This is a genomic window from Nonomuraea ceibae (genome assembly GCF_019396325.1).
Taxonomy (GTDB): domain Bacteria; phylum Actinomycetota; class Actinomycetes; order Streptosporangiales; family Streptosporangiaceae; genus Nonomuraea; species Nonomuraea ceibae.
On the sequence record NZ_JAHKRO010000047.1, the window covers coordinates 27792 to 54641 of the forward strand.

Genomic DNA, 26850 nt, shown 5'->3' on the forward strand with positions numbered 1-26850 from the left:
CCTTCCGCATACCCCTGGGGGTATTGAGAGGAGTGAAGGGATAATGGACGTCATCTCGTTCCGTACGCCCGGCCTTGGCGACCAGACCTACCTGTTGACGCACGAGGGCAAGGGAGTCCTCGTCGACCCCCAGCGCGACATCGACCGCTTCCTGCGCGTTGCCGCCGAACGCGACGTCGAGCTGCGGCTCGTGCTGGAGACTCACCTCCACAACGACTACGTCTCCGGCGGTGAGCAGGCTGCGCTGCGCACGGGCGCCGAACTCGTGCTGCCCGCCGCCGCCGCACCCGCCTACCGGCACACGCCCGCCTTCCATCTGGAAGACATCGACGGCGGCGACGGCTTGACTCTCCGCCCCGTCCATACGCCTGGCCACACCCCCGAGCACACCAGCTATCTGGTGTTCGTCGACGGCGAACCGGCGGCGCTCTTCTCCGGAGGCAGCCTGCTCGTCGCCTCGGCCGGGCGGCCTGACCTGCTCGGTCCTGAACGGGCCCGCTCCCTGGCCCGTCTGCAGTACGGCTCCCTGCACCGCCTGGCCTCGCTGCCGCCCGGCATCGGCCTGTATCCGACCCACGGCGAGGGCTCGTTCTGCACCGCGACCGGCGCAGGCAGGCTGACCTCCTCCATCGCGGCCGAACGCGACGGCAATCCGATGCTGGCCATCGACGACCCGGAGGAGTTCGCCGACGCGCTGCTCGCGGCTCCCATGCCCGTGCCCACCTTCTACCAGCACATGGGTCCGGCCAACACGCTCGGCGTGCCCCCCATGCCCCCGGTTCGCGTCCCCGTCCTGGACACCGTTCCCCAGGACACCCAGGTCGTCGACATCCGCCCTCGGCAGGCACAGGCCACTGGCATGCTCCCCGGGTCGATCGGCATCGAACTGGACGTCGACTTCGGCAGCTGGGCCGGCTGGCTGCTGCCCTACGCCGAGCCGATCACCCTGGTCGCCGAGGCCGACCAGGACGTCACGGAGGCCGTCACCCAGCTCGCCCAGATCGGGATCGACACCGTGCGCGGCGTCGTCCGTGACCTTGGCGGAGCCGCCACACAGGCCTACGAACTGGCCGAACTCGACGTCTTCGTCGAGCGACTCGCACAACCCGATGCCCAGTTCCTGGACGTCCGGATGCACAGCGAGCGGGAGCGGATCCGGCTGCCGGGCGCGGTCGAGCGGTTCCTGCCCGACCTGATCAAGCAGGGCATCCCCGCCGAACTCGACCCGGAGAGGCCCGTGCTCGTCGCCTGCGCCTCCGGCCGCCGCGCGAACATAGCCGCCGGCCTCCTGGCCCGAGAGGGCTACCGGCCGCTCGTGCTCACCGGCGCTGGCGTCCCCGACGTCGTGGCAGCGCTCCACCGGCGTCAGGCCGCCTGACTTCCATTCAGCACACATCGCCCTGTTAGGAGAACATTCGTGTCCCACATCGATGCGGTTTCCGCCCGTTCGCTGATCGCGACCGACCCCGACGTTCTTGTCGTGGATGTCCGCACCCCTGCGGAGTTCGAGTCCGCCCACATCGACGGCGCCATCAACCTGCCTCTCGACCAGGTCGACGCCCACCTGCGGCGCATCGTGACCGATGCCGGAGGTCGCATGCTGCTCATCTGCCAGTCCGGTGGTCGCGCCGAGCGTGCCAGGACGGCACTCAGCGAGGCGGGGATGCCCGACGTCTCGGTCCTGGACGGCGGCATGAACGCCTGGATCGCCTCCGGCGCGCCGGCGATCCGCGGACGGCCACGCTGGCCGCTGGAGCGGCAGGTCCGGCTCGTTGCCGGCGGCATCGTGCTCGGCTCGGTCATGGCGAGCCTCTGGGTACCGGCCGCCGTGCTCGTCGCCGCGTTCATCGGCGCGGGCCTGACATTTGCGGCTGTCACCGATACCTGCGGCATGGGCATGCTCCTGGCCAGCCTGCCATACAACCGCGCCGGCGGTGTGGATGCCGAGATATCCATCGCCCGCCTACGCCGGCGTCCCGCGCACGATGCCGAATGACTTTTTGTGACTCAGCCATACCCCCGGGGGTAATTATGATCACCTTGGCCCTTGCCGCTGCCGTCGTGGTCGGCATGACGCTCGGCCTGTTCGGCGGCGGAGGGTCCATCCTCACCGTCCCCGTGCTGGTCTATCTCGCCGGTGTACCGACCAAGCAGGCCATCGCCATGTCGCTGTTCGTCGTGGCCGTCACCAGCGCGGTCAGCGCCATCGGCCACGCCAGAGCCGGACGGATCCGTTGGCGCACCGGGTTGATCTTCGGCACTGCCGGGATGGCGGGCGCGTACGGAGGCGGGCTGATCGGACCACACCTCCCCGAAGCGCTGCTGATGGGGAGCTTCGCCGTCATGATGCTCGCCACCGCAGCCGCCATGATCCGAGACCGCCCCACCCGCCGGGCCGCATCCGCCTCAAGGGAACTGCCCATCCTGCACGTGGTCGCCGAAGGCGTCGCGGTGGGTCTGGTGACCGGGGTCGTCGGCGCCGGAGGCGGCTTCCTGGTGGTCCCAGCGTTGGTTCTCCTCGGCGGCCTGCCCATGGGTGTGGCGGTGGGCACCTCGCTGGTCGTCATCGCGATGAAGTCCCTGGCGGGCCTGGCCGGATACCTGCACAGCGTCCCTGTCGACTGGTCCCTTGCGCTCCCGGTTGCCGTGGCGGCCGTGGCCGGCGGGCTTGTCGGCGGCTCCTTGGCCGGCCGCCTCAACGCGGACCGGCTGCGCAGAGCGTTCGGCTGGTTCGTCCTGACGATGGGTACCTTCGTCCTGGTTCAGCAGGCGCCGCCGGCGCTGCTGCACAGTGGCTGGACCGTCTTGACGGCCGCCGGCGCGGTGGCGGCCGCCGCCCTCGGGCTCGCGCTGCGGCGCCGACGCCAGTCGACGTAGCCGCGATCCTCGCGCTGACCGTCGCTTGCGTGCGCAGTCTGCCTGCACCAGCGCGGCCCAGTACGCCTGCCGAGTCGGCTTGAGCCGGACCGGCCAGCGCCCCCGGACCAGCCTCAGGTGCTGCGTCTCCGGTAGCGGTCGCGCGCCGGATCCCGATACTCCCGGTGCCAGACACCCTGCGGATCGACGCACGCCTCGACCATCTGAAACGCACCTCTGCGGCCGCCATGGCGGTAGATTCGCTCTACTTCCCGAATCACCACGATCGGCTCGGGACCGGCGCGTCGGCGACCTTGGTGATGTCATGTTGCGTGACGATGGCGAGCTGATCGGCAAGGTTGGTCAGCGCCCGTGAGGCCGCGAGTTCGTCGCCGATCTCCGGCACTGACGGGTCGGCCGGGTTACGGCGGGCGTGACCCGTGCCGGTCATTCGTTCCTGGCCGTCCTGAGTGCTCAATACCGCCCGGGCGTGAGTGTCGTCGCCGTCCTCGGCCAGGTAAACCTGTACCGTCCACTGTTTGGCTTCCATAATCTTGTTCCTCCATCGTGAGGGCCATCCCCTCCGTCGCACCGTCCCGGGCCCGGCTGACGCCAGGGCTGGACGTCCTCACGTAGCCCCTGCCCCGAAGCGCTCACCTGTATGAGACCGACCGGCCCTAGACAGGTCCATGTCCTGCCGGAGCGTGATGGAGGTGCGCTTGACGACGGTGCGAATGCATCCCGCGGACGTGACCGTCGTTGCGCCATGATCAAAGTCGGAGTGTCCGCGCGAGCGTCGCTACTCCTCCGATCCGATGCTTTCCGGCAGCGAGAGGGCGGCTGATCACGTCGGGCGCTCGCCGGCCACCGATCGATCCTGGCGAGCCTCGTACCCTCCGGGGTCACAGTTCGCACGCCGGGGGCACCGTGACCTGCGCTCGGCGATGTCGGATTCCGTCCACCGGGATTCGGCCGCCCTGGCGGTGACGTGGCGGCTCGGTCCGGGGACCCGGCTCATTTCAGCGGGTCATGGCCCCAGTTCATCAGCGAATAGCGCCATCTGGACTCTCGGACGTCGCCGGAAGGCCGTTGCGCCAGGTGCCGGTGTATGTAGCCGATCACCTTGCGCATGTGAGCGTAGTCCTGGGCGGTGAGGGACGCCTTCTTCGCGTGGAGCAGGTCGACGATCTTGCGGCCCGATTCGTGGCCGGTGGATTCGCCGCCGTCGTCCTTCTGCCCGACCGCTTTGGACTCATCCGTGGTGAGCCAGTGCTCCAGTTCCTTGGCGGTCATGTTCACCGCCTGGCCGAACTCCGCCGCGATCGCCCGCTCCTCCTCGGTCATCGCTAGCCTTCGTCCTTTCGCAGGGCTGACGGCTTGTGCACGGCTTTCTTGCCGCTTTTCTCGCTGCGCACCACGTGCTGGGGTTCGTCGGGAGTGGCGGCCACGGTACGGCCGGCTTCCTTCCGCCTACTGGTGATCTTCTTCTCGACTTTGCCATGGACGGTGGATCCATGGCTTCGCCAGGTGACCTCGTCGCCAACCGACAGGTCTTCCTTCCGCTTCTTCGTCATGCGCTGCGACTACCCGAACCTGCGCTCGCACGCCTCAGAGTAGTCATCGACACGCCCATCCTCGGGTCAAGGCGCGGCCGTATCGCTTCTGGGTCATGATCGCTCCGCCGCGCGTCGATGTCACGCGGCCGCCCGATATCGGGTCACCAGTCGGTCAGAGCATCGGGGGGGGGGGTAGCCGTCCGGTGGTGCGGCCAGACGCAAGGGCTGATGGATGTGGGCGGTGGACACGTCGGCGAGCCCCGGGAACGTAGCATCGTACGCAGTCGCCCGCCGGGTCGCATCGCTGGGCTTGGCGCAGCGGATTGAGCCGCGGTTGGGTCGGGTGTCGCCGGTGCCGGCGATCCATTGCCAGTCGCCCGAGTTGTTGGCCACGTCTCCGTCGAGCAGGTGGTCGAAGAGTGTCGGGCACCGGCGTGCCAGGCGATGCCGAGAAGCTTGACCAGGTAGGAGGCCACGATGAGTTGGGCCCGGTTGTGCATCCGGCCTTCGGCGAGGAGCGGGCGCATGCCGGCGTTCCACGATGGGCAGCCCGGTCATGTCTTTGCGCCAGGACTGCAGCGCGTCCTCGTCGTCGCGCCAGCGGTGGCTGCGGGGGCGGTAGTCGTCCCCGGTTGATGCGAGGGAAGGCGTACGTGACCTGGTGGTAGAAGTGGCGCCAGCACGACTGGCGGACGGACGCCTCGCTGCCGGCGGCCAGGTGGGCCAGTCTCAGCGGTGACAGGCAGCCGAACCTCAGGTAGGGGCTCAGCCGTGAGGTATGGTCACCGACCAGACCGTCGTGGGCGTCGGCGTAGCCCAGCAGAGCGCGGCGCATCCACTGATGGACGCGGTGGCGGGCGGTGGCGCCACGGACGCCGGGCGGACGGGGCGGGCACTGGCCGGGGTGGAGGTCGCGTACTACCTGCGGGTGGAGACCTACATCCATGAACGGAGAAGAGGCAGGCGGCGGCACAGGGGATTCGCTGTCCAGACGGTGGGGGCGCACGGCGCCGGGTGCCGTGCGCCCCGCGCCGCCGGCGCTACTTCTTCGGTCGAGCGATGAACGAGGTGAAGATCACCGTGACAGCGAAAACCACGGAGATGATGACGATCGCCAGGGGCCAGTCCATGGTGGTCTCCCTTCAGGCGGAACCTGACACTCTCAGTCCATGCCGTCGATGCGCTCGCCGCCAGGGGCGAAAGTCCCTGCGCTAGGCCCTCGCAGGGCGGAAGGTGATAATGGACCCGCCGACACGGGTCTTTGTGCTCTGGGCCCGCGGCCGCGTGGGGTGTGGTCTGGAGGCGTGGGACTAGGACTCCACGGAAGGAGGCCGCAATGAACGTGGTCGAGCGGCGGGACATCAGGTTCCCGTTCCCGGAACTGCTGGAGTGGATGGAGAGCCCGATGTTCGGGTTTCGCCCCTTCGGGCAGATCGTCCGGGTTGAGGACTACGTTGCCGATGGCCGGTACGTGCTGCGCGCTGAGCTGCCCGGGATCGACCCCGACAAGGACGTCGAGGTCATGGTGGACGGCGGCACGCTTCACATCCGGGCGGAGAAGACGCGGAAGGCCGCCGAGCCGCATCGCTCCGAGTTCGCCTACGGGTCGCTCTCCCGGACGGTGACACTGCCCGCCACAGCAAGGACCGACGACGTCAAGGCCGTCTACACAGGCGGCGTCCTGGAGGTCAGTGTCGGGTTGGCAGAGGAGGAGTCAGCGGGTCGGCGGATCACCGTCGAGCACTGACGCCTCACCGGGCGCGGGCGGAGCTACCGTCCGCGCCTGCTGCCTGGGCGAAGACGGACCGGACGCGCGCATCGCCGCCGGCATCGTACGGCATCCGGCGACTGGCACCCGGGGCCGCACATGTGGGATGGCGGTCGATCGAGCTGACCTTTCGGGATGTCGCCTTGTCGGCCATCGCACCGAAGAAATGGGGGTTGATCGTGAAGGAAGCCTGCGGAGTGCTGCCGACCCGGTGTGCCCGTGTGACGAGCCGAACGGCTGGCGGCAGGGTTTCGGGAGCCGGCACTGGTCGGCAGACGTGACGAGACCGAGCGATAACCATGGCAGGCGGGGGAGGGCCGAAGGTCCATCCCATGAAGGACCGTGGCCTCTGAACGGCGGGCCCTGGGTTCCGGACGATGGAGGCATGAGAATCGGGATCAACGGATTCGGCAGGATCGGCAGGGCCGTCCTGCGCAGCGCGCTCCGAACAAGCCTCGAGGTCGTCGCCGTCAACGACATCACCGATGCGGCCGCTCTGGCCCACCTGCTCAAGCATGACTCCACGTACGGGCCGCTCGGCCTGCCTGTCAGCGCCGCCCCCGGCAGGCTGGAGGTCGACGGCCGCGAGATCGTCGTGAGCGGCTGCTCCGACCCGGAGCAGATCGACTGGCGTGCTCACGATGTCGAGCTGGTCATCGACGCCACCGGCCGCTTCCGCACCCGGGACGCTCTGGCGAGCCACCTGAAGGCCGGTGCCCGCAAGGTGCTGCTGTCGGCCCCCGGCAAGGGACTGGACGTCACCATCGTGCCGGGCGTCAACGATGCCGCCTACGACCCCGCCCGGCACGAGATCGTCTCGCTGGCCTCCTGCACCACCAACTGCGTGGCGCCGATGGTCAAGGTGCTGCACGAGAACTTCGGCCTCGTACGCGGCTTCATGACCACCATCCATGCCTACACCGGCGACCAGATGCTGCTGGACGCCCCGCACAAGGACCCGCGCCGGGCCCGCTCGGCCGCCGTCAACATCGTGCCCACCACCACCGGCGCCGCCCGCATGGTCGGCCAGGTCCTGCCCGAGCTGAACGGCCGCCTCGACGGCATCGCCATCCGCGTGCCGGTCGAGGATGGCTCGATCACCGACCTGTCCGCGCAGCTCAGCCGCCCGGTCACCGCCCAGGAGATCAACGACGCCTTCGCCGCGGCCGCTCGGGACGAGCTGCACGGGATCCTCCGCTACAGCACCGATCCGCTCGTCTCCCGCGACATCGTCGGCGACACCGCCTCCTGTGTCTTCGACTCCCCGCTCACCCAGGCGAGCGGCGACCTGGTCAAAGTCTTCGGCTGGTACGACAACGAATGGGGCTACGCCAACCGGCTGGTCGAGATGGCCCAGCGGATGGCGTGATCACCATGCCCGCGACCACTCTGCCGGCGATCAGCCTCCGCTTCGACGGAAAGTGCCTGCAGCGCACGCGCCGCCTGCTCCTGCGGGCGGCGCGGGAGCGCGGGCTCGAAGGGGTACGGCTGGACGACTTCCTGCTGGCGGCCGACGAGTGCGTGACCAACGCCGTGGCCCACGGGCGGCGGACGAGGTCTGCTCCGCCTGTGGTGTGCGGACGGCGCCCTGCTCTGCGAAGTAACCGACCACGGGCCCGGACTCCCCGCACGGTGCCTGCCTGACGGACCCCCTTCACCGGCGGTCCCGCCCGGCGAGCGGGGATCTGGTCGGCGCGTCCCTGGCGGGCGAGATTGTCTTTACTACCGGCGTCGACCCGACCAGCGGGGCCGCTTCCTGCCCGAGCACACCGCCGCGGTCAGCCTGCTGGACCGGCTCCTGCACCACAGCATCGTCGTGGTCACCGAGGGCGAATCCTTCCGGATTCAACAGGTACGAACCAGGACATCAGCACGGCTGATCAAGAGGTAGTCAACTGCCAAGAGGTGGAGACTTCTACGTGGCCGCCAGTGGCACACGAACTTGGCCGCTGACAAGTGGGAGGGGCCGCATACCCAGGCGACCTGCCAGTAGGAGCAGAACCCGAACCGGCTTGATGTCACACCTGTTGACGCGGTGCAGGACGAAGGTCGGAGATGGCCTCCGTCGTAATCGCTGGCGGAAGTCACTGGCCAGCCGATATCTCAACAGGGAGGCGCTTGATGGCCCTAGCGGCCCGGCGCCGAGGTCCTGGCAGTGGCGACCTCGCCGGAGGCGGCAGGGCGGAGGACCGCTAACGCCTGCGGCAAGGCCCCGAAGGCCGGGCCCCCTCCGTCCGATCCACTCGGAAGGCGGCTTTGGGAAGAGTGAGCCGTGCCCGGTCAGCGGTGGTGACGCAGCCCAAAACGTTATCGACAGTAGCTGAGCAACTCCTTTGGTGATCAAATGAGGATGAACGCCTTCCACCAGCCGGCCCGTATGGCCTCCGAGGATGACATACCGCTCAAGGAGTCCAACCAGAGCGGCACAAGGGGTCGATCCCTGGCAGACGCCGACGCGAGCACAAGAAGGTCGCGGCAGTGACGGCGGCCCCGCTCACGGCCCCCCGGCGGGCACTGTCACACCAGGGATCAACGGTGGGGTGCGGCGGAGCTCGAAAGGCCGTTGCCCTCATCGAGGCGGTCCGGAACGTCGACGGTGTGGTGGACGTCGCGAGCGGGTGCTATTTCCGTTGTTCGGCGCGCAACCGGGCGGCCAGGGCCGCGGCCTGAGTGCGGCGTTGCATGTCAAGCTTGGACAGCAGGTTGGAGACGTAGTTCTTGACCGTCTTCTCGGCCAGGAACATGCGCTCGCCGATCTGCCGGTTCGTCAGGCCCTCGCCGATCAGGTCCAGAATCTGGCGCTCCTGATCCGTCAGCGCCGCGAGCGGGTCCTTCCTGGCGGCCTGATCGCGCAGCCGCTGCAGCATGGCGGCGGTGGTCTGCGGATCCAGCAGCGACTGCCCGGAGGCGACCGTGCGCACCGCGCCCACCAGGTCGGAGCCGTGGATCTGCTTGAGCACGTAGCCGGCGGCTCCCGCCATGACCGCCTCAAACAGCGCGTCGTCGTCGGCGAACGACGTCAGCATCAGGCACGCCAGCCCCGGCACCCGGGAGCGCACCTCGCGGCACACGTCCACGCCGTTGCCGTCCGGCAGGCGTACGTCCAGCACTGCAACGTCAGGCTTGAGCGCCGGGATGCGGGCGATCGCGGACTCGGCAGTGCCGGCCTCGCCGATCACCTCGATGTCGCTCTCGGAGTTCAGCAAGGCCGCGACCCCTCTGCGGACCACTTCGTGGTCGTCGAGGAGGAAGACACGAATCATGTTCGTGACGCTACCGAACAAGCGGCATAGCCGGAAGGACGCCGGCGAGCCAAGGTCTCGTGGAGGAGCGGAATGCCTCCGACCGACAACGCCTTCCGAGAGAGTCTGAAAAGAACCGGACGAGGGGAGGCACCGATGAAGAGCACCATCTTGGCGTCGTGGGGAACAGGGCAAACGCCGTCGGCGGTGCTGACGGAGCTGTCCTCGCAAGCGGGCGGATCACCCACGCGTCGCTGGCGGGACACCCAGTGGGCGTGCTGGCCAGGGTCGGGGCATCGGCCGACCTGGTGGTCGAGGGCTCCCGCGGGCTGGGCGGTTTCGCTTCCGCGGTCCTGGGCTCGATCAGCCACGGTGTGCTTCACCACGTAACCTGCCCGGTCGCGGTGGTACGGTCACGGAGAGAGGAAGCCTGTCCACTGCCGGGGCCGGTGACGGGACCATCACCACCGTCGACAGGCCTGCCATGGGCACCGCAACGCCCGCCGCCCGCTGTCCGGTCGACTACGTCTGATCATCGCCCGAATCGCTCTGAGCTGGATGTTCTTGTAGGCGTTCCCGGACAAGACATTCGGGGGCCACGCCGACTGAGCGGGCTTGGGCCTCGGATGGCAGTCCGGCGTCCGGGTTCCTGAAGGGGGCCGGGGAGAACGTGCTGGGCGCTGCTCGGCCCGGTCAGCCGGGGCGTCCTGCATTACGCGCACTGCAGCATGGCCGTAATGCGGACGCTTCCCCATCCGTGTGGGGAACTGTGGTTCACGCCGCCGGGGTGGCGTATGAGGGTTCGCGCGCCGGGACGGCGGCCAGGCGGATACCGGTCAGCACGAGCGCGATCCCGCCTGTCAGCAGAATCACTGTGGCGATCGTCAGCATCCAGGTCAGCCGGCCAAGCCGAGGCAGGGTGGCGGCCAAGGTGAGGTCAGTCGTCACACCGGGTGTGCCGTCGGCGTTCATGATGACTGCGGCCCACTCGCCCGGCCGGATGTCCCACGTCAGGCTGCCCGAGCCGGTGGCCACCCAGAAGGGCTCGGCACCAGGAGGCGATCCCGGAGCGGAGCCGGGGTGCCGGTCGTAGCCGGTGTCGCCGGCTGGGAAGGCCAGGTGGGTGATGCGCTCGTGGGCGACGCCGTCCAGGTAGGCGGTGACGTGGTCCTGACGGGCGATGCCGATGAACAGCGGAGCGCCAGGCGTCTCGATGCGGACGCGCCCGACGCTCTCGCGCAGGAACCGTACGCCTTGACCCGCGACGGTGACCTGCTCGGTGGTGAGGGCGTAGGTGGACGTGGACACGCGCCCGGTGGTGACGCTGACGAACCCTTCGCTGTCGCGTGCCTGGCCGAGCACCGCTGTACCTGTGGCGGTGGCTGCGGTCGCGATCCCGGCGAAGGCGAGCAGCGAACCCAGGGTGATGGCCACGACGGAGCCGGCGGTGTGCCGGACCGGGGAACGGGCGGGTTCGCGCATCCGCGGCAGTTCGTGGCCGCCCTGCTCCAGCCGGAACGGCGGGTAGGCGTCCGTCATGAGAGCCGCGTACGCGGCCACCCTGAGCGACCACCGGTTCAGGCCGACCACCAGGTCGTACACGCCCTGCGGGTAGCGGCCGGTGAACAGCAGGAACAGTGCCGAGATGAGGACCAGCAGCCCGATCAGGCCACCCCAGTCGAGCGTGTAGAGCATGCCGCCGCTGCCGTCGGGCAGATCGCTCCGCCAGGAGATGACGCTGCCGCTGGTGAACAGGCCCACGACGAGGTAGTGCGGGATGGCCAGCAGCCACCATTTGATCAGCGCCAGGCCGCGCGAGAGCCGTTCGGGGTAGTCGATCTCCAGCGTGGCCGGATAGTCCCGGGCCGGGCCGAGTGTGAAGGGCGGGTAGCGGTCGGTGCCCAGGGCGCCGTAGGTGTAGTACGCCACCCGCCAGGTCCAGCGCAGCACGCCGACGTTGAAGTCGAACAGCGTACGCGGATACCGGCCGGTGAACAGGATCGCGAAGAACGCGACGACGGTGAGGGCCACGAAGGCCGTCCACAGCAGGCTCAGCACGACGTAGTGCGGGATCGCCAGGAACCATTTGACGATCCAGAGGCCCCGGTTGAGGGGCTCCTCCAGCCGGGCCTCGACTCGTACGGGATAGGTGTTCATGCTTCCAGCGCACCACCCGCGATGAGGGCCGCCTGCGGGCGAAGGTCCCTACTTCACGCGCCGTTGTACCCGACTCAAGCGCCGGTCCACTCATGATGGCTACGTGCGCCGCCTGTCGACATCGTCCTGCTTCCAGGTCAGCTCGTCGAGGACGTCGACCACTCCGTTGACGCCGCCGGTCATGCGGACGGCGAAGGCGGCCTCGGTACGGCGCTCCATCCAGCCGGAGAGCGTCACGACTCCACGGCACACGCGGACCTGGACCGCGTCGGTATCGGCCCACAGCCTGCGGCCGAGGACGTCGTCGCGTACGTCGGCGGCGATCTCCTCGTCCGGGCGCAGAAACAGCTTCACCAGGTCCCGGCGGCTGACCACGCCCACCAGCCTGCCGTTGTAGTCGACGACGGCGAGCCGCCCGACGTCGTGGGCCTCCATGAGGCGGGCGGCCTTGACCGCGGTGGCCTCGGCGAAGACGGTGACGGCGGGGCTGGTCATCAGTTCGGCGGCGGTGGCACCCGCTGCCTTCCTCCGGGCCTTCGGGTGGCGTAGTCGGGCGCGCAGCGGCGACCGGTAGCCCTCCCGGTGGTACTGCTCGCGAAACTCCTCCTTGTGGAGCAGGTCGGTCTCCGACACCATGCCGATCACATGGCGGTCGTCGTCCAGCACCGGCACGGCACCGATGCCGCCGGAGACGAGCGCTGCGGCGACGTCTTTGAACGGGGTGGTGGCGGCGACGGTGACGACCTCGGTCGTCATCACGTCGGCGACGGTCATACGCATGGCGCTCAACCCTTCTCAGGCAGGTGGTCGGCTAGCTCCATCGCACCTCGCGCCATGAACCCGTTCACAGAGGCGAAGGTCCCCCGCGCCGCTGTCGTTGGTCCGCCGATCAGAGCCGGACTGCCAGGCGGTGAACGCCGAAAGTTCCTGCCAGAGGCCCGTTGCGGGGCAGCGCTGGTCGTGAGGCCACCGCCGTGCGGCGTCGGTGCCGGATCGTGCGCGGCCGGATGGGAGGAACCAGTAAGAATGAGTTCGTGCTCGCCTATGGCGGGTCGGATTTCTCCATGCAGGCGCTGGACGAGGCCGAGCGCAGGAAGGTGCCGCTGATCGTCACCCACGCCTGGCAGTGGCCCTACGGTCAGGCGGCAGACGTGGCCGCGTCCCACCTGCGCAAGGCCATCCCGTTCGGATACCTCTGTTCTGGAATTCGCGATCGGCGAGGCCGCCCTGTGCCGGCTTCCCGTCGCAGACCTCGGCGACTGCGTGAACCGTTATCCGCATGTATGAAGTCAGCCGGTCAGCAATGACGAAGTCGCGGCGCTCCTGGTCGTGGGTCGCAAGCGCGCCATCCGTGCTGGCTTGGCCGGCTCTCTCCTTCAACACGCTCCCTGCCCGGTCGCGCTGGTGGGTGAATACTGAACCCCGAAAGTCCCTGTGAGGCGGCGCCCCCACGCGCCCACAGCGCGGGCATGACCACTGAGTCCTGCCTCAGGCAAGGGCTCGCCACGGCAGAGGCGGCGGCCAGGCCGGCCCAGAATGGCCCGAACAGCCTGCCGCCCATCCGCCGCAAGCCCGCGGTCGTGCTGCTGCTGCGCCAGATGGCACACTTCTTCGCCCTGCTGCTGTGGGGCACGTCCGCGCGAGCTGATCCCTGCCAAGGTGGTCGTGCGCCGCGACGGCAGGCGCGTTCTCATCGACGCCGCCGACCTGGTGATGGTGACGCGGTCGTCCTGGAGGCGGGGGACCGGATCTCGGCGGACCTGGAACTGGCGCACGTCCACGCGCTGGGGCTCAACGAGTCGAGGCTGACCAGGGAGAGCCGCCTGCTGCGCCCGGCGGCGGGGGAGCGGGCCTTCTCAGGCATGTTCGTAGTCGAAGGACAGGCGGAAGCCGTCGTGGCGGCCACCGGTCGCCGGGATCGCGCTGGCCGTGCGCGCCGCGTTCTTCGGACTGGCCCAGCTGCTGGGTATGGAGCCAGGACACAGCCCGATACCGTGCACGCCGATACCCAAGGCCAGTTGCTGTTTGGAGCCGCGCGTGCTGTTCCCGGCTGCTCCGGCGTGAGGTAGCCCGGCCGGACAGGTTCCGCACCGCAGGCGGGCCCGGACTGCGCTCCGGGTGCAGGCCTGCGCCGCCGCCAGCGCCTGCTCATTACGGCCCAGACCATTGCAGGACCGCGGCCGCCCACTGCGCGGCGCGACCCCCATCTGCGCGTCATCGACCACGCACAGCAGCGGACGCCGCTCGGAGGCGTCCGACAACAGGCTCAGCACCGCCAGCCTCACCAGAACCCGTTGACCGTGTCGAGGCTGCTCCGGCTCTGCCGCGATCTGGTCGACATCCACAACGTCCGCGCCAGGTGCCATGCCCACAGCGTCATGCTGCGCGTCCTCGCGCATGTTCCTTCCGGCGCCGCCTAAGCGGTGATGCTTCGGCCGTCCTCACCGAGTCGATCCTGGTGGCCGGCCTGACGATCGCCGACTTCGCTGACGCCGCGGTCGCCGACATCGACGCCTACCAGGACGCTGGCCGGGTCGTCCTGGTCGGGCACTCGATGGCCGGCCTCACGATCCCGCGGTGGCGGCCTGGTGGCCGGAATGGGTGGCCCACCTGGTGTTCGTGTCCTGCTTCGTCCCCTGGGACGGCGGCGTCATCGCCGGCCATGACCAGGGCGATGAGCCGCGGGCGCAGGTAGGCAGGGTGGGTGTGCATGGTGGTGGTCAGTCGTTCCAGTAGCGCTGTTCACGCCACGGGTCGCCGTAGTTGTGGTAGCCGGCCCGCTCCCAGAAGCCGGGCTGGTCGTGTTCCAGCAGCCGGATGCCCTGCACCCATTTGGCGGACTTCCAGAAGTACAGGTGCGGGACCAGCAGCCGGGCCGGGCCGCCGTGCTCGGCCGGCAGCGGCGCGCCGTCGAAGGTGTGGGCGATCCATGCCTGCCCGCCGCGCAGGTCGGCCAGCGGCAGGTTGGTGGTGTAGCCGCCGTGGCAGTAGGCCTGCGCGAACTGAGCGTTGGTCTCCACCTCGGCCAGCAGTATGTCCAGGGACACGCCCTGCCAGTCGGTGTCGAACTTCGACCAGCCGGTGACGCAGTGGATGTCGGTGTGCGGGCTGTCTTGTGGCAGGTCCCGCAGCTCGGTCCAGGTCCAGGTGTGTTCGGTGCCGGTCTCGGTGAGCAGGGTGAAGTTCCAGTCGGCGGTGCTGACGTGTGGGGTGGGCCCGGCGGTCAGCACGGGAAAGCCGGTGGTCAGGGTCTGGCCGGGCGGCAGCCGATTGCTTGTCTGGCCACGTCCGGTGAAGCCCCGGGAGATGACGGCCATGCTCACACTCCTCCTGCCGGGCGGGTGTCGAGCCTGGTCAGGCCGGGCATAGCGCCGATGATTCCGCCGGGTGCCTCGATCATGGTCATCAGCAGGTTGCCGCAGGTGCGGCAGTGCAGCGCGGTCCCGGCGGCCGGGCCGTAGAGGAGTGCCTCGGCCAGCGGCGCGTGCTGGTCGCAGGCTGCGCACAGGCCGTGGGCGGCGGTCATGTCCCTGCCGAAGAAGGCGGCCAGCGTTCCGGCCGCGGCGTTGCCGTCGATGGGTGGCATGAAGATCCTCTCGTGATGGGCGGTGCGGGTCAGCCGTAGCGTTCGGTGCGGACGTCGGCGGGCGTGTAGCCGAGATCGGTCAGGAGACCGGCGGCGTGCTCGACGAAGGTGGTGGGCCCGCAGACGTAGGCCAGCGGCGCCTGTTCGGGCGGCCAGGCCTGCCCGGCCAGGGCCGTGTGGTCGAGCCGGGCGGGCGGGCGTGGCCAGCCGGGTGGTGTGGTGCGGGTGTAGAGCAGGCTCACCCGGTCGGCTTGGCCCGCCAGTTCCCGGCGGTAGATGACCTGCTCCGGTGAGCGGACCGAGTACAGCAGCCGCATCGGCGTGTCGTCGCCCAGCCGGGCGCGGTGGCGCAGCATCGCGCGCAGCGGGACGACGCCCGAGCCGCCGGCCAGCAGCAGCACCGGCCGCCGGCGCGGGCCGGGCTTCCAGACAAAGTAGCCGCCGATCGGGCCGCGCAGCTCCACCTGGTCGCCCGTCTGGATCACGTCCACCAGATAGGGGGAGACCTCGCCGCCCTCGGCCCTGACCACGGTCAGCGCCGGATCCTCGCCGGGCGCGCCGGCCAGGGAGTAGGCGCGGGTGGCCTGGTAGCCGTTCTCGGCGGTGAGCCGCACGTCCACGTGCTGCCCGGCCTGGTGGCCCGGCCAGCCGGGCACCTGAAGCTGCAGCGTGCGCGTGCGCGCGTTCTCCGCGTCGGTGCCGGTGATGGTGGCCGCCTGCCAGTTCACCCGGGGTTGCGGTGGTGTTGCCGTCATGGGTCTTTTCCGATGGTGTGTTGATCGTGTTGCTCTTCCGGGGCCGGGCCGGTGCGGCCCTTCCCCGGAAGATCCCGCCTCCCGACAGTGTTGGTACGCAGGCACGTCGGTACGCAGGCACCGATCGGGACCCGAGCGCCGCAGCGCGGCAGCGGCAGGTCAGCCGACCGGGCACCCCTTGGACCGCGCGCTGCGCCGGGCGGCGAGTGCCGTCAGCTGCGCAGGAAGTCCAGCAGGTCGGCGTTGAACTTCTCCTTGTCGCCGGGGACGAGCGCGATGCCGTGTGAGCCGCCCTGGTACACCTTGTAGGTGGAGTTCTGAATGATCTTGGCGGATTTGTCGCCGGAGGCCGCGATCGGCACGACCTGATCGTCGTCGCCGTGCACGATCAGGGTGGGGATGTCGAACTTTCTCAGATCCTCGGTGAAGTCGGTGGCGGAAAAGGCATCCACGCAGGCCACTCCGGCCTGGATGTTCTCGGCCATGGCCATCAGCCAGAAGGCGTCCTTGTTGCCCTGGGTCACCTTGTTGCCCGGGCGGTTGGCGCCGAAGAAGCCGTCGGCGCTGTCGTGCCAGAACTGCGACCGCTCGGTGAGGATCCCCTTCTTGATCTTGTCGAACACCTCCTGCGGGGTGCCCTCGGGGTTATCGGCGGTCTTGAGCATCAGTGGCGGCACCGCCGACAGCAGCACGGCCTTGCTGATGCGGGAGGTGCCGTGCCGGCCGATGTAGCGGGCCAGCTCGCCGCCACCCATCGAGTGCGCCACCAGCGTGACGTTGCGAAGATCCAGGGCGGTGAGCAGGTCGTTGAGGTCGTCGGCGAAGGTGTCGAAGTCATAGCCGTCGTAGGGCTGGCTGGAGCGGCCGTGACCGCGCCTGTCGTGCGCGATCGCCTTGAACCCGTTGTCGACGACCGCCTTCATCTGGTCGTGCCAGGCATCGGCGTTCAGCGGCCAGCCATGGATGAACACGACCGGCGGGCCGCTGCCCCAGTCGTAGAAGAAGATCTGCTCATCGTCGCGGGTGGTGATGTACGGCATGGTGAACCCTCCACAGGGGTCGATCGTCATGTCGATGGACGCCGCGGGCGCGCGGCTCGGGCCCCTGACCGCGGCCCCTGCCGAGGGCCGGACGGCGCATCAGGAGATCGGGGCGCATCACCCCAGGGCATGCAATACCGCACTCCACGGTCGTTTTAAGGTCAAGGCGGGGTGCGAAGGCTTTTGCCCGCCTGCCTGCCCGATCGGCCCGGTCGGCCTTGGCCGAGCCTGGATGCGGACTCCATGGCCCTGGACAGGCGGCGATGCCGACGCTGGTGTGCTCGGTGGTGGTCATGGAGCCGGGCCGGCACTCCACCCCGGCCCCCAGCCGGCACAGCCCGCAAGTGGCTCATGCAGGGTCTGGCACAGCGACCGCCCGAAGGTGACACGCGCCGACCGGCGCGCTGTGGTTGGAATGCGCCGTCGCGCCCGGTTCGCCGTGCCGGTCGCGTTCGGGTGCGGTGGCCGGCACCTACCACACCGGCCGCTTCACCAAGAACCCACGGCTGGCGAAGCTGTTGCGGGTGATCACCCCGGCCGGCCGCGGGCCCGGGCAGCCGTGGCGGCCGGGCACCCCGCCGCCCGCATCCCTCGGTGATGATGGGCTCTCAGCCGACATCCGGATCGGCTACGCCCACTGCTCCGCCCTCACCCCGGAGTTGCAGTCGCAACTGGACGCACTCGCCGCGCACGGGATTCACCGGGCGAATATCTTCGCCGAGAAGATCTCGACCCGGGTCAAGGTGCGCCCGCAGTTCGAGGCGGCGCTCACGCTGGCCCGGCAGATCAAGGCGCACGCCCCGCACTGCCGGGTCATCCTCACCGTCTATGAGATGAAACGGCTGGGCCGCGACGCCGCCGAGCCCCTGGCCAGCATCTACCGGGCCCTCGCACGAGGAGACCCAGGCCTACCCCGAAGCCGTCCAGGCGGCGCACGCCGACTTCGCTCTCCTGCGAGACGGAGACATCCCCCGGCCCCGCCCGGCCCGCATCCGATGCCCGGGCCAGGCGCTGACAGCGGAGGAGGCCGAACTGCAGCACCGCCTGCAAGGTCATCCTCACCCGAACGCGGAACTCCGATAGCGCAGCAGAAGACGCCGGGTCAGGAGGATTAACTCCTTCCGGCGGCCCGTTTCTCGCGTATTCCGGCCGCCCCCCACAGCGGATGGCCGCCCGCAACGCCCTGGTACGTCACCTGAAAGCGGTGGAGACGCTCGGGTCAGCCACGTTCATCTGCACGGACAAGACCGGCACGCTGACCCGCGATGAGATGACGGTGGCTGACCTCTGGTCACCCACCTGCTCGCCTGTCGGCGTGCTGCGCTCGGCGGTGCTGAGTTCGACCGGACGGATGAGCGGTGGCAAGCCGGTGGGCGACCCCATGGAGGTCGCCCTGCACGTCGAGGCGCTGCGCCTGGCCGCCGACGTCGACGATGAGGTCACGGCGCGCTTCCCCTTCGATCCGGTACGCCGGCGCGCCCCCGTCGTGGCCGGCGACCGGCGGCATCTGAAGGGGGCGCCGGACGCGGTGCCGCCTCTCTGCCGGGCCGTGCCAGGCGTGGACGAGGCGATCGGGGCCCGCGGCGAAGACGAAGACCGGCCGGTCGTCGTCCGGCGGGTCGTGCCGGGATGCCGCCCGGCCGGTCCCGCGCAGCCGGTACCTGCCGGAGGCCCTCCTCGTCGCCCGGCCCGTGGGCAGGTCCGCGGCTGGCTCCAGGGCGGTGAAGCGGATCACGCCGTCGCGGACGCGTGGTCCCGCCACGTCGTACCCACGCTCGCGTAGTGCGGTGATCAGCGGGTCCAGCGCGTCCAGGACGGCGGTGCCGGTCCGGGTGTCCGTGACGGTCCTGTGCATGCCTGCCTCCTACGGCCTTGCCTCCATCCCATCGCCGGCTCAGGTCACCCGGCAGGGACGGAAGTCCCGGGCGGGACGGCGTTGGTCAGCGCATCCGGCGCAGCAACGCCGATGGCGGCGGCGTCGCGGGCGCGACCCTGATGCGCGCGTCCACCGTGGTGGCGCCGTCCGGTGTGACGATGACGGGGTTGAGGTCCAGCTCGGCCACCTGAGGCAGGTCTGCGAGCAGTCGGCCGATCCGCGTGACCTGGTCCGCCAGGGCTTCGACGTCCGTGGCGGGCGAGCCGCGATAGCCACGCAGCAGGGGAGCGCAGCGCAGTTCGCTGATCATGTCGGGTGCGTCGGTGACGGGTGGCACCCGGAAGGCGCGGTCGGCCAGCAGGTCGGCCATCACCCCGCCCATGCCGACCATGACCAGCGGGCCGAACGCGGGATAGTTGACGCCGCCGAGGATGATCTCGACTCCGGCAGGCAGCATGCGCTGGACGATGGCGCCGGTCATCGCCTCACCGATGCGCGCCGACATCTCGCGGTAGGCGTGCTTCACCTCGTGCGCGGTGCGCAGATCCAGCCGGACACCGCCCACGTCGCTCTTGTGCACCGGGCCCACGGCCTTGAGCACGACAGGCAGCCCGACGCGCGCGGCGGCTTCGGCCGCGGCCTCGGGTCCGGCCACGTCCACGGACTCGGCCAGGCTGACGCCGTAGGCGACCAGCAGTCCGGCCGTGGCGGACGGCGACAGCCAGCCGCCGTCCGGGCGCGCCGCCAGCTCCGCCTCGATGATCTCGTGCGCCCTCATCTTGTCCACCTGGGGCTCGGGGGCGGGAGCTTCCATGGGACGCCGGCGCCACTCGGCGTACTCCACCGCCCGGGACAGCGCCTGAACGGCCTGCTCGGGAAAGGCGTACCCGGGGATGCGACCGTCGATGAGGTCGTCGTGGCCGACGAGGCAGGCCAGCACGGTCTTGTCCGTCGTCGAGGCCGCCCGCGCTATCGCCTGACAGGTAGCCTCCAGCCCGTCGCCGAACGGCGGGGTATAGACCACCAGGATCGAGTCCACCTCGGATGACGCGGCCAGCGCCGCGATGGCCGCACCGATCTCGGCCGCGGGCGCGTCGGCCGTCAGGTCGACCGGATTGCCCAGCGCGGCCGCGGCGTGCGTCTTCAGCAGCCCCGGCGACAGCTCGGGGACGGTAAGCCCGTGCCGCTCGCAGGCGTCGGCAGCCATGGCCTCGGGCCCACCGGAGTTGCCGACGATCGCGACTCGCCGCCCTGCCGGCAGCGGCTGGGCGGCCAGCAGTTTGGTGACGTCGATGAGCTCGTGGACGCTGTCGAGCCGGATGACGCCGGCGGCGCGGGTGAGCGCGTCCACCGCCACGTCGGGCGTGGCCGCCGCGGCGGTGTGCGAGCGTACGGCCCGGTCCCCGGCGCCGCTGCGGCCGCTCTTGACCAGCAGGATCGGCTTGCGCGCGCCGACCCGGCGCGCGATGCGGGCGAACTTGCGCGGGTTGCCGAACGACTCCAGATACAGCGCGATCACATCGGTGCCGTCGTCGTCCTCCCAGTATTCGAGCAGGTCGTTGCCGCTGACGTCAGCCTTGTTGCCGACCGACACGAACGACGAGACCGCCAGCCGATCGAGCAGGGCGGCGCCGACGGCGCCGGATTGCGACATCAACGCCACCCGGCCGGGGACGGGATGATGAGGTAGGAAGCTGGCATTCAGCCGGGTGTGGGTGTTGATCACGCCCAGGCAGTTCGGCCCGATCAGGCGCATCCCCGCCGTGCGGCAGATCCGCAGCAGCTCCGCTTCCGCCCCGGGTTGTCCGGCTTCGGCGAACCCGGAGGTCACCACGACCAGTCCGGCCGTACCGGCCGCCGCGCAGTCGCGCGCCACCTGCAGCACGTGCCTGGCCGGCACCGCCACCACCGCCAGGTCCACGCCTTGGGGCACCTTGGCATGGCAGGTCAGCCCGGCGATCTGGGTGGCGTGCGGGTTGACGGGGTGGATCGCCCCGGGGAATCCGCCGTCGAGCAGGTTGCGCAGAACCTTGTGCCCGACCTTCTGCTCATCACGGCCGGCGCCGACGACCGCGACGGAACGCGGCTCCAGAACCCGGGCCAGCGACGCCCTCCCGGCCTCGTGGTCGCGGGCCGCGATGGCCTCTTTCAGCCGGGGGGTGAGCTCGGCGGCGATGTCGAGGTGCAGGGTGCCGCCATCGGACCGCTGCGACAGTTCCAGGCCGAGGTCCTTCAGCACCCGCAGCATGGGCCGGTTCTCAGCGAGCACGTCGGCTACCAGCTCACGGACGCCGTTCGCGGCCGCGTCCAGCGCGATGTGCTCCAGAAGCAGCGTCCCCAGGCCGTGGCCGTGCACGGTGTCGTCCAGGAGGATGGCCAGGTCGGCGGTGCCGTCGCCGGAGGGGATGTATTCGGCGACCGCCACCAGCCGGTCGCGCAGGTCGGCGACCAGGGCGTGCCCGCGATAGGCGTCGCCGGTGATGCGGTCCATGTAAGAGTGCGCGGTATTCCGGCCGCCGGTGAAGAAACGCAGGTATGCCGAGCGTTCCGACGAGCGGTCCACCAGTTCGTGCAGGGCCTGCCGGTCGGCAGGGCGCAGCAGGCGCACGTGGGCGATGCCGCCGTCGCGGAGCAGGACATCGTAACCCTCGATCATGTTCGTCACACCTTCAGGCTGTCCGGCGAGCAGTCCGGTGAGCAGTGCCGGACGGCCCTGTGCCCGGTGGCCGAAAGTCCCGCCTACCCCGTCATGGTCGGATCGCACAGCGTCTCACGGGTGCCGGGGCGTACGGCTCGGCCGGGCATGCCTTTCGCCTCTGCCCCGCTCGCCGAGCGCGGCGCAGGATTCGATCGGAAGGAGGACGATATGGTTGATCAAGCACGCTGGCCTTCTGCGGTCCGAGTACCGCGGCCGCTCCAGGGGTTCCTCACGCCCGTTGACTACAGCGGCTGCTGGGCTGGATGCCCACCAGGCTCGGGGCCAGCCCTCGGTACGTGACCCTGCTGAAGGTCCCGGGCCGCCGCAGCGGCGCCGTCCAGCGCGTCAACCTCGTGGTCACCTCGTACGATGGCGCGCGCTACTTGGTTGCACCTGCGGGAGAGGCCGAATGAGTGCGGGCGGCGGGCGGCCACGTGACGGTCGGCCGCCGACGCCGGAGACCGGCAACGTGATCGGCACCTACTCCTTTGCCCAGCCCGACCTTGGCCCCGCCGGCGTCCGTCAGCTCCGCAACTCCGATGAGCCGGATTGGGAAGAAGACATTCTCTAGCCGTCCAAACCTGACAATATCCGCAGGATGGAAGATCCCACCGCCCGGACCATCGCTAGCACGACCGCATCGCCCCCTTCTTCGCCCCCCGCTCCGAGAATCCCGACACCGCGTTCCGCGCCTTTCGAGCACGCTTCGCTGCCGCGCTGCCCGCCGGAGGACGCGTCGCCGACCTAGGCTGCAGCCCGGGAAGGGACGCTGCCTGGTTCCGAGAGCAGGGGCTCTTCCCGGTAGGGGTGGACCGCTCGGCCGCCATGGCTGCATTGGCCGCCGACTGCGGCGTTCCCGTGGCTCTGGGCGACCTGCGCCGCCCTCCACTGGCTCCCGGCTCGCTGGCAGGGCTTTGGTCGGTCGCGGCCCTCCTCCACGTACCGGCCGCAGAGACCGTCTCCACGCTGCGCACCTGGCATGCAGCTCTGCGCCATGGGGGCGTGCTCGGGCTGAGCACTTCGATCGGCGACGGCGAGGTCTGGGCGCCGGTCCCGCACGACGAAGGGCTCCTGCGCTGGTTCGTACACCGCAAGCCGCGCACGCTGCTCGCTGTCCTCGCCGAGATCGGCTTCGAGGTACGCGAGCACGCCGACAGTGCCACCCACCGTACGTGGCTCAGCGTGCTCGCGATCCGCTGCGAGGTTTGAACACCCGCGTGCGCCGCCGCGCTCACCATGACAGTGGGAATCGGCAAGGGTGGCAGCGCCGCGTGGGCACCACGCTGCCCGACGACCGAGGCTACGTCACCCTGCTTAAGATCCGCGGGGTCCGCGCACCCAGCGCATCAATACTCACCACTGCGATCCGGCCAGAACGGTTGGAGCAGATTCCGCTCTCTTTACGGGCCCGGCATCATAATCGGATGGACAGACTCTTGGTGCTGGTGAACGGCCTACCTGGGTCCGGAAAGTCGACCTTGGGCAGAGCCCTGGCCGCGCAACTGGGCGCGCGACTGCTGTCGAAGGACTCCGTGAAGGAGGCGTTGGAGACGTGCGTGGACGACGTCGCGTCCATCCCTGGGTTCGGCGGCATCGCCATGGAAACGGTATGGGCACTGGCGCGTGCTATCCCGGGAAGCGTGGTAGTCGACTCGTGGTGGTTTCGGCCGCGTGACCTGCTGCACGCGAAGGCCGGGATCGAGAGCACGCGAGCTGACCGGGCCGTGGAAGTCTGGTGCGATGTGCCCGCCGAGGTCACCAGGGAACGTTACGCGAGTCGACGACGAAGTGCCCTTTACCAGGACGAGCGGCGCTTGGCTGACGATTGGCAGACGTGGGCGGCGAAGGCTGAACCGCTGGGCCTCATCCCCACCGTCATGGTCGACACAAGCCGGCCGTCGATTGCGCCTGGTTGGCAGCGCAGATCAACCATCATGCGACGCGGCAGGACCCGAGCGGCTGCTCTCATGATCGGTAAGGGTCATCTCGGAGCACAGCTAAACGATCGCTGTCGCAGCAGACCGGCAAACGGCTGTCACATGTCGTTGACACAACCAGCGATGCTCGTGCACGCCCGAGAGGTCTTCCGCCGGGCGAGTCTCCGGCCGACCATGATCGCGGCCCCGGCAGCGCGATAAGGGCCTGATCACAACCTCAGTATGAAACCTCGTGGGGGCATAATCGGTCGATTTCGCCCCCGTAGGGGGATCCAATCAAGCCGCTGTCCGCCACCTGCGGAAACGGCCGATCGATCCAATGGAAGCCGATACGGGCTTCCCTGCCTCCCCTTTCCTCCCTTAGCGCCGTCGCAGACACTCACCGGCTACCACAAGGCCGACCTTCGGGAAGGGAACACGATGGCCTGGTCAAGCGCGCCAACGACAACGGCACGGAGATCCCCTTCACCAGCGACCACTCCGCAGATGCCGGGCGTGGCTGACCTGGTCCATCTGCGGCACTCCACCGACAAGCAGACCGACGCCCGCCAGCGGCACGCCCTCACCGCCCTGCTGGCCGCGGGCGCCCCCGTCTACGAAGACCCCGCCACCTCGCCGGCAACTCTCCCGCGACCGCGCGGGCTTCACCACACTGCTGCACGAGGCCGCCATCGGCGACACCACCCGTATCGCCGGCGCCGCCCGACTGTTCCGCTCCGTCGCCGACATCCTCGCCCGGCGCCCAGTGCTCATCCGCCGCGGCCTCCACCTGCGCGTCGAATTCGGACTGTTGTCCGGCATCGACCTGACCAGCGACGACCTCGGCACCAAAATGATGGCCTCCGTCCTGGCCGCCGTATCGGACACGGACGCGACCCTCGATCTGCCGGGACTGCTCGCCGGTCACCTGCGTACCACTGGTGATGAAACCGTCCGCCAGGCCCTCGCCTCCGGCCAGACCATCCGAAGCGGCCACGGCTACTCGGTCCGCATCACGGCCCCGCTCGCACTCCACCGCGCCGCGCTGGAGCAGAGCGCCGCCCTTGCCGATGCCGGCCCGACCGAACGCAAGGCGCACCGCGTGTACGCCGCCCGTGTCACAGTCGTTCAGGCCACACGACTTCATCCGCCATGCCCTGGGGAAACCCTTCGGCGAGACGCATTTGAACGGAAACTCAGCCTGCGGCGCAGCCACATTCGCCCGTTACGCCCGGGCGGCACCCGCAGCTTCACGCTCCGTCGGCGACGCCCATGGCTGATTCTCACCGACCACGTTGAGGGGGCGGGAGGCGGCGTCATCGTGTCCGCGCGTGAAGCGTCCCTCATGATCAGGGACTGCGCTGCGGTGCTCACGTTCTCGCGTCCACGCTGCCGCAGCGCCATGTCCTGAGCGTGGTTCCCTCGCGTACTCCTCACGGCCGGGGCGTGACAAGGGAGCCGAAGGCGACGATGTTGTCGCGGTAGGACCCCTTGGCGGGGTCGAAGGTGCCGCCGCAGGTGATTAGCCTGATCTCCGACCTGCCAGTGTGAGCGTAGACGCGGTCGGTGGGGAAGTCGGTCTTGGCGTACCGTTCGACGGCGTAGATCTCGAACGTGGCTGTCCGGCCGTCCCGCCGCGACACCTGGACGGCCGCGCCAGGGGTGAGCTGGGCGACCCGGTAGAAGACGGCGGGGCCGCTGCGCCTGGAATCGACGTGCCCGTAGAAGGCGGACACACCGATCTGCCCTGGAGCGGCGCCGTCACTGAACCAGCTCACCAGATCCGGCCGGCTCAGCGGCGGTTCACCTGCCGTGCCGTCGGGGTTGAGTCCCATCGCGACGACCTGCGCGTCCACGCCGATGGCCGGGACGCGCAGCCGGGTGGGGACGGATCTCGGCAACGCGGCGGCAGGCGGCGCGCCGGCGGAGGTCGCCGCGGGGTGCTGCGGCATTGCCGATGGCGGCCCCGGTCGCGGCGACAGGACCAGGAACAGACCGGTGCCGACGAGCAGGACAGCGAGAACCGCCCAGGCGACCACCCAGGTGCGGCCGCCCGGACCGCGCTCAGGCATGGTCCGAACGACGCCGCAGCGCCGCCGCCGTGGCGAGCCCGCCCGCCGCGATCAGGCCGAGACCGACAGCGGCTCGGCCGGATTCGGGCTGCGTGGCACCGTCGCCGGTCTTGGCCGGTCCGATCGGCTTGGGGAAGACCGCGCGGAGCGAAGTCTCCGCGTCGGGTCCGGTGCCGTTCAGGTACAGCGACACGGGGTAGACGCCGGGGGCGAGGTCCGTGAAGGTACGGACAGTGAGTTCGGTCCTGCCCTTGAGCTCGTGCCGGCCCAAGGCCCGCGACTCGACGACGGCCTTGTCGGTTCCGTTCGGTGCGACGACGGTGATCGTGATCCATGCGCCTCGCGTGGTGACCAACTGAGGCGTCACGGTGATCTTCGCCTTGACCGCCGGCGTGGTCGGCGGCTGCGTGATGGGGGGTGTCATCGTGGGCGGGGTGGTGGTGGGCGGGGTGGCCGTCGGCGCGACAGTGACCGTCTGGCTGGTGGTGGGCGTCGAGGTTCCGGTCGGACTCGGGGGCGGCGTGGTGGCGAGGGCCGTGCCGGTGGCCAGTGCACCGGCTGCGACCCCGGCCAGCGTTGCCATGACGATCCGGTTCATGATTCCCTCCTTGAGGCGCTGTTCTCACTTCTCAGTTCACGACCGTGTGCCGGAGGGAGTCAGAGGCCAAGGTCCGGGGTTCGGGGCCGTTGGGCCCTTCTCGGCGAGGCACATGGCTCTGGCGATGAGTGACGGGCGTGGCGAACCGGTGACTTCGTCCTCTGATCGGAGAGCGCCCCGTCAGACGGCGTACACCCGTACGCCTGGAACTGGCCCCGGACAGGGTCCAGCAGCACTTGGACCAGGGGCTCGACGCCAGCGAGGGGGTAGGGCAGGCCCAGGCGTTCGTGCTTGTGCAGGGCCATCCGGTGGTACGGCAGTACGTCGACGCGTTCAACGTTGGGCAGGACGCCGCCGAGGCTGGCGGTGCGGCCGGTTCTGGCACCCGGGACGGCGCCTGGCGACTGGGGTGGCGTGGGCGAGCGGCTGTCGTCCGGTTCGACGATCAACCGTCGTGCACCATGTTCTCGCCGCAGGAGAAACGGTACTGCCCGGCCTGTCGGGGATCCAGCTCCACGAGGCTCTTGGCGAAGGCGGCAGCGACCGGCTGATGCCGAAGTCGGGGAAGGATCATCCGGGACGTGCACTCGCCGCTCTCGCGCCGGTCGAAGACCAGCCGCAGCGGATGCCCTGCCGGACCTGGACACCTCCGGGGAGTAGCCGCCACGCACCACGATCTCGGCTTCTTGTATTGCCTCCTGCAGCTTCGCTGGCCGGCTGGCGCGCGGCC

Annotated in this window: 25 protein-coding genes and 3 pseudogenes; 14 read left to right on the forward strand and 14 right to left on the reverse strand. The window is 69.7% G+C overall.

Annotation, left to right across the window (positions count from 1 at the left end; translation table 11 throughout):
* Positions 1-43 precede the first annotated feature (43 nt).
* The 3 genes from KME80_RS26400 to KME80_RS26410 are packed head-to-tail and all read left to right on the forward strand — an operon-like array spanning position 44 to position 2877.
* The gene (locus KME80_RS26400; protein WP_219508890.1) at positions 44-1378 is read left to right on the forward strand and encodes an MBL fold metallo-hydrolase; all 1335 of its coding nucleotides are present in this window, start codon (positions 44-46) and stop codon (positions 1376-1378) included.
* A gap of 39 nt (positions 1379-1417) precedes the next feature.
* The gene (locus tag KME80_RS26405; protein WP_219508892.1) at positions 1418-1996 is read left to right on the forward strand and encodes a rhodanese-like domain-containing protein; all 579 of its coding nucleotides are present in this window, start codon (positions 1418-1420) and stop codon (positions 1994-1996) included.
* Positions 1997-2031: 35 nt separating this feature from the next.
* Positions 2032-2877, forward strand: a complete 846-nt coding sequence (locus KME80_RS26410; RefSeq protein WP_219508893.1) for a sulfite exporter TauE/SafE family protein — start codon at positions 2032-2034, stop codon at positions 2875-2877.
* 256 nt (positions 2878-3133) lie between these two features.
* Here the strand turns inward: KME80_RS26410 and KME80_RS26415 are convergent, their stop codons facing one another.
* From KME80_RS26415 to KME80_RS53300, 4 genes and pseudogenes are all read right to left on the reverse strand, one after another.
* Positions 3134-3406: a DUF1876 domain-containing protein gene (locus KME80_RS26415; RefSeq protein WP_219508895.1), complete on the reverse strand. Its 273-nt coding sequence runs from the start codon at positions 3404-3406 to the stop codon at positions 3134-3136.
* A gap of 464 nt (positions 3407-3870) precedes the next feature.
* Positions 3871-4200, reverse strand: coding sequence for a DUF3140 domain-containing protein (locus KME80_RS26420; RefSeq protein ID WP_219508896.1), 330 nt, complete (start codon positions 4198-4200; stop codon positions 3871-3873).
* Positions 4201-4202: 2 nt separating this feature from the next.
* A complete protein-coding gene (locus tag KME80_RS26425; RefSeq protein ID WP_219508898.1) occupies positions 4203-4430 on the reverse strand; it encodes a hypervirulence associated TUDOR domain-containing protein in 228 nt (75 codons plus the stop codon).
* 120 nt (positions 4431-4550) lie between these two features.
* Positions 4551-4951 (reverse strand): annotated as a pseudogene (locus KME80_RS53300) (FAD-binding domain-containing protein); the annotation flags it as partial.
* Between the two features lie 797 nt (positions 4952-5748).
* On the opposite strand from KME80_RS53300, the gene KME80_RS26435 reads away from it, so the two are divergent.
* From KME80_RS26435 to KME80_RS26445, 3 genes are all read left to right on the forward strand, one after another.
* Positions 5749-6159, forward strand: a complete 411-nt coding sequence (locus KME80_RS26435) for an Hsp20/alpha crystallin family protein (protein WP_219508899.1) — start codon at positions 5749-5751, stop codon at positions 6157-6159.
* A gap of 406 nt (positions 6160-6565) precedes the next feature.
* Positions 6566-7549, forward strand: coding sequence for a type I glyceraldehyde-3-phosphate dehydrogenase (gene gap, locus KME80_RS26440; RefSeq protein WP_219508901.1), 984 nt, complete (start codon positions 6566-6568; stop codon positions 7547-7549).
* Positions 7550-7554: 5 nt separating this feature from the next.
* Positions 7555-7824: an ATP-binding protein gene (locus KME80_RS26445; protein ID WP_219508903.1), complete on the forward strand. Its 270-nt coding sequence runs from the start codon at positions 7555-7557 to the stop codon at positions 7822-7824.
* A gap of 977 nt (positions 7825-8801) precedes the next feature.
* Here KME80_RS26445 and KME80_RS26455 read toward each other — a convergent pair.
* Positions 8802-9443 carry a response regulator transcription factor gene (locus KME80_RS26455; RefSeq protein ID WP_219508905.1) on the reverse strand — a complete coding sequence of 214 codons (642 nt, stop codon included), beginning with the start codon at positions 9441-9443 and terminating at the stop codon, positions 8802-8804.
* Positions 9444-9676: 233 nt separating this feature from the next.
* On the opposite strand from KME80_RS26455, the pseudogene KME80_RS26460 reads away from it, so the two are divergent.
* Positions 9677-9841 (forward strand): annotated as a pseudogene (locus tag KME80_RS26460) (universal stress protein); the annotation flags it as partial.
* A gap of 1078 nt (positions 9842-10919) precedes the next feature.
* Here KME80_RS26460 and KME80_RS53310 read toward each other — a convergent pair.
* Both KME80_RS53310 and KME80_RS26470 read right to left on the reverse strand, forming a co-directional pair.
* Positions 10920-11579 (reverse strand): annotated as a pseudogene (locus KME80_RS53310) (DUF4389 domain-containing protein); the annotation flags it as partial.
* Positions 11580-11678: 99 nt separating this feature from the next.
* Positions 11679-12359 carry a CBS domain-containing protein gene (locus tag KME80_RS26470; RefSeq protein WP_246645821.1) on the reverse strand — a complete coding sequence of 227 codons (681 nt, stop codon included), beginning with the start codon at positions 12357-12359 and terminating at the stop codon, positions 11679-11681.
* Positions 12360-12613: 254 nt separating this feature from the next.
* On the opposite strand from KME80_RS26470, the gene KME80_RS50705 reads away from it, so the two are divergent.
* Together KME80_RS50705 and KME80_RS26480 are read left to right on the forward strand one after the other, a co-directional pair.
* A complete protein-coding gene (locus KME80_RS50705; protein WP_246645822.1) occupies positions 12614-12886 on the forward strand; it encodes a hypothetical protein in 273 nt (90 codons plus the stop codon).
* Positions 12887-13048: 162 nt separating this feature from the next.
* On the forward strand, positions 13049-13648 hold the full coding sequence (locus KME80_RS26480; RefSeq protein ID WP_246645823.1) for a P-type ATPase actuator domain-containing protein: 600 nt from the start codon (positions 13049-13051) through the stop codon (positions 13646-13648).
* Between the two features lie 651 nt (positions 13649-14299).
* Here the strand turns inward: KME80_RS26480 and KME80_RS26485 are convergent.
* From KME80_RS26485 to KME80_RS26500, 4 genes are all read right to left on the reverse strand, one after another.
* Positions 14300-14896 carry a sulfite oxidase-like oxidoreductase gene (locus KME80_RS26485; protein WP_219508909.1) on the reverse strand — a complete coding sequence of 199 codons (597 nt, stop codon included), beginning with the start codon at positions 14894-14896 and terminating at the stop codon, positions 14300-14302.
* 2 nt (positions 14897-14898) lie between these two features.
* Positions 14899-15165: a DUF6510 family protein gene (locus KME80_RS26490; RefSeq protein ID WP_219508911.1), complete on the reverse strand. Its 267-nt coding sequence runs from the start codon at positions 15163-15165 to the stop codon at positions 14899-14901.
* A gap of 29 nt (positions 15166-15194) precedes the next feature.
* Positions 15195-15920, reverse strand: coding sequence for a ferredoxin reductase (locus KME80_RS26495; RefSeq protein WP_219508914.1), 726 nt, complete (start codon positions 15918-15920; stop codon positions 15195-15197).
* A gap of 212 nt (positions 15921-16132) precedes the next feature.
* Positions 16133-16990, reverse strand: a complete 858-nt coding sequence (locus KME80_RS26500) for an alpha/beta fold hydrolase (protein ID WP_246645824.1) — start codon at positions 16988-16990, stop codon at positions 16133-16135.
* Between the two features lie 380 nt (positions 16991-17370).
* Here KME80_RS26500 and KME80_RS53315 point away from each other — a divergent pair, with 380 nt between their 5' ends.
* On the forward strand, positions 17371-18075 hold the full coding sequence (locus tag KME80_RS53315; protein ID WP_443681633.1) for a recombinase family protein: 705 nt from the start codon (positions 17371-17373) through the stop codon (positions 18073-18075).
* Between the two features lie 50 nt (positions 18076-18125).
* Positions 18126-18743: a hypothetical protein gene (locus tag KME80_RS26510; RefSeq protein ID WP_246645825.1), complete on the forward strand. Its 618-nt coding sequence runs from the start codon at positions 18126-18128 to the stop codon at positions 18741-18743.
* A gap of 157 nt (positions 18744-18900) precedes the next feature.
* On the opposite strand, the gene KME80_RS26515 is transcribed toward KME80_RS26510, so the two are convergent.
* Entirely contained in the window at positions 18901-21492 is a 2592-nt protein-coding gene (locus KME80_RS26515) for a bifunctional acetate--CoA ligase family protein/GNAT family N-acetyltransferase (protein WP_219508917.1), read from the reverse strand.
* Positions 21493-22173: 681 nt separating this feature from the next.
* On the opposite strand from KME80_RS26515, the gene KME80_RS26520 reads away from it, so the two are divergent.
* From KME80_RS26520 to KME80_RS26530, 3 genes are all read left to right on the forward strand, one after another.
* Positions 22174-22743, forward strand: a complete 570-nt coding sequence (locus KME80_RS26520) for a class I SAM-dependent methyltransferase (RefSeq protein ID WP_219508953.1) — start codon at positions 22174-22176, stop codon at positions 22741-22743.
* A 62-nt stretch (positions 22744-22805) separates the two neighbouring features.
* On the forward strand, positions 22806-23672 hold the full coding sequence (locus KME80_RS26525; protein ID WP_219508918.1) for a P-loop nucleotide/nucleoside kinase family protein: 867 nt from the start codon (positions 22806-22808) through the stop codon (positions 23670-23672).
* 544 nt (positions 23673-24216) lie between these two features.
* Positions 24217-24861, forward strand: a complete 645-nt coding sequence (locus KME80_RS26530; protein WP_219508919.1) for a hypothetical protein — start codon at positions 24217-24219, stop codon at positions 24859-24861.
* A gap of 22 nt (positions 24862-24883) precedes the next feature.
* Here KME80_RS26530 and KME80_RS26535 read toward each other — a convergent pair whose 3' ends face one another.
* Positions 24884-25522 carry a class F sortase gene (locus KME80_RS26535; RefSeq protein ID WP_246645826.1) on the reverse strand — a complete coding sequence of 213 codons (639 nt, stop codon included), beginning with the start codon at positions 25520-25522 and terminating at the stop codon, positions 24884-24886.
* Positions 25515-26120, reverse strand: a complete 606-nt coding sequence (locus KME80_RS26540) for a hypothetical protein (RefSeq protein ID WP_219508920.1) — start codon at positions 26118-26120, stop codon at positions 25515-25517. Before KME80_RS26540 ends, KME80_RS26535 begins: the two co-directional genes overlap by 8 nt.
* Positions 26121-26850 lie beyond the last annotated feature (730 nt).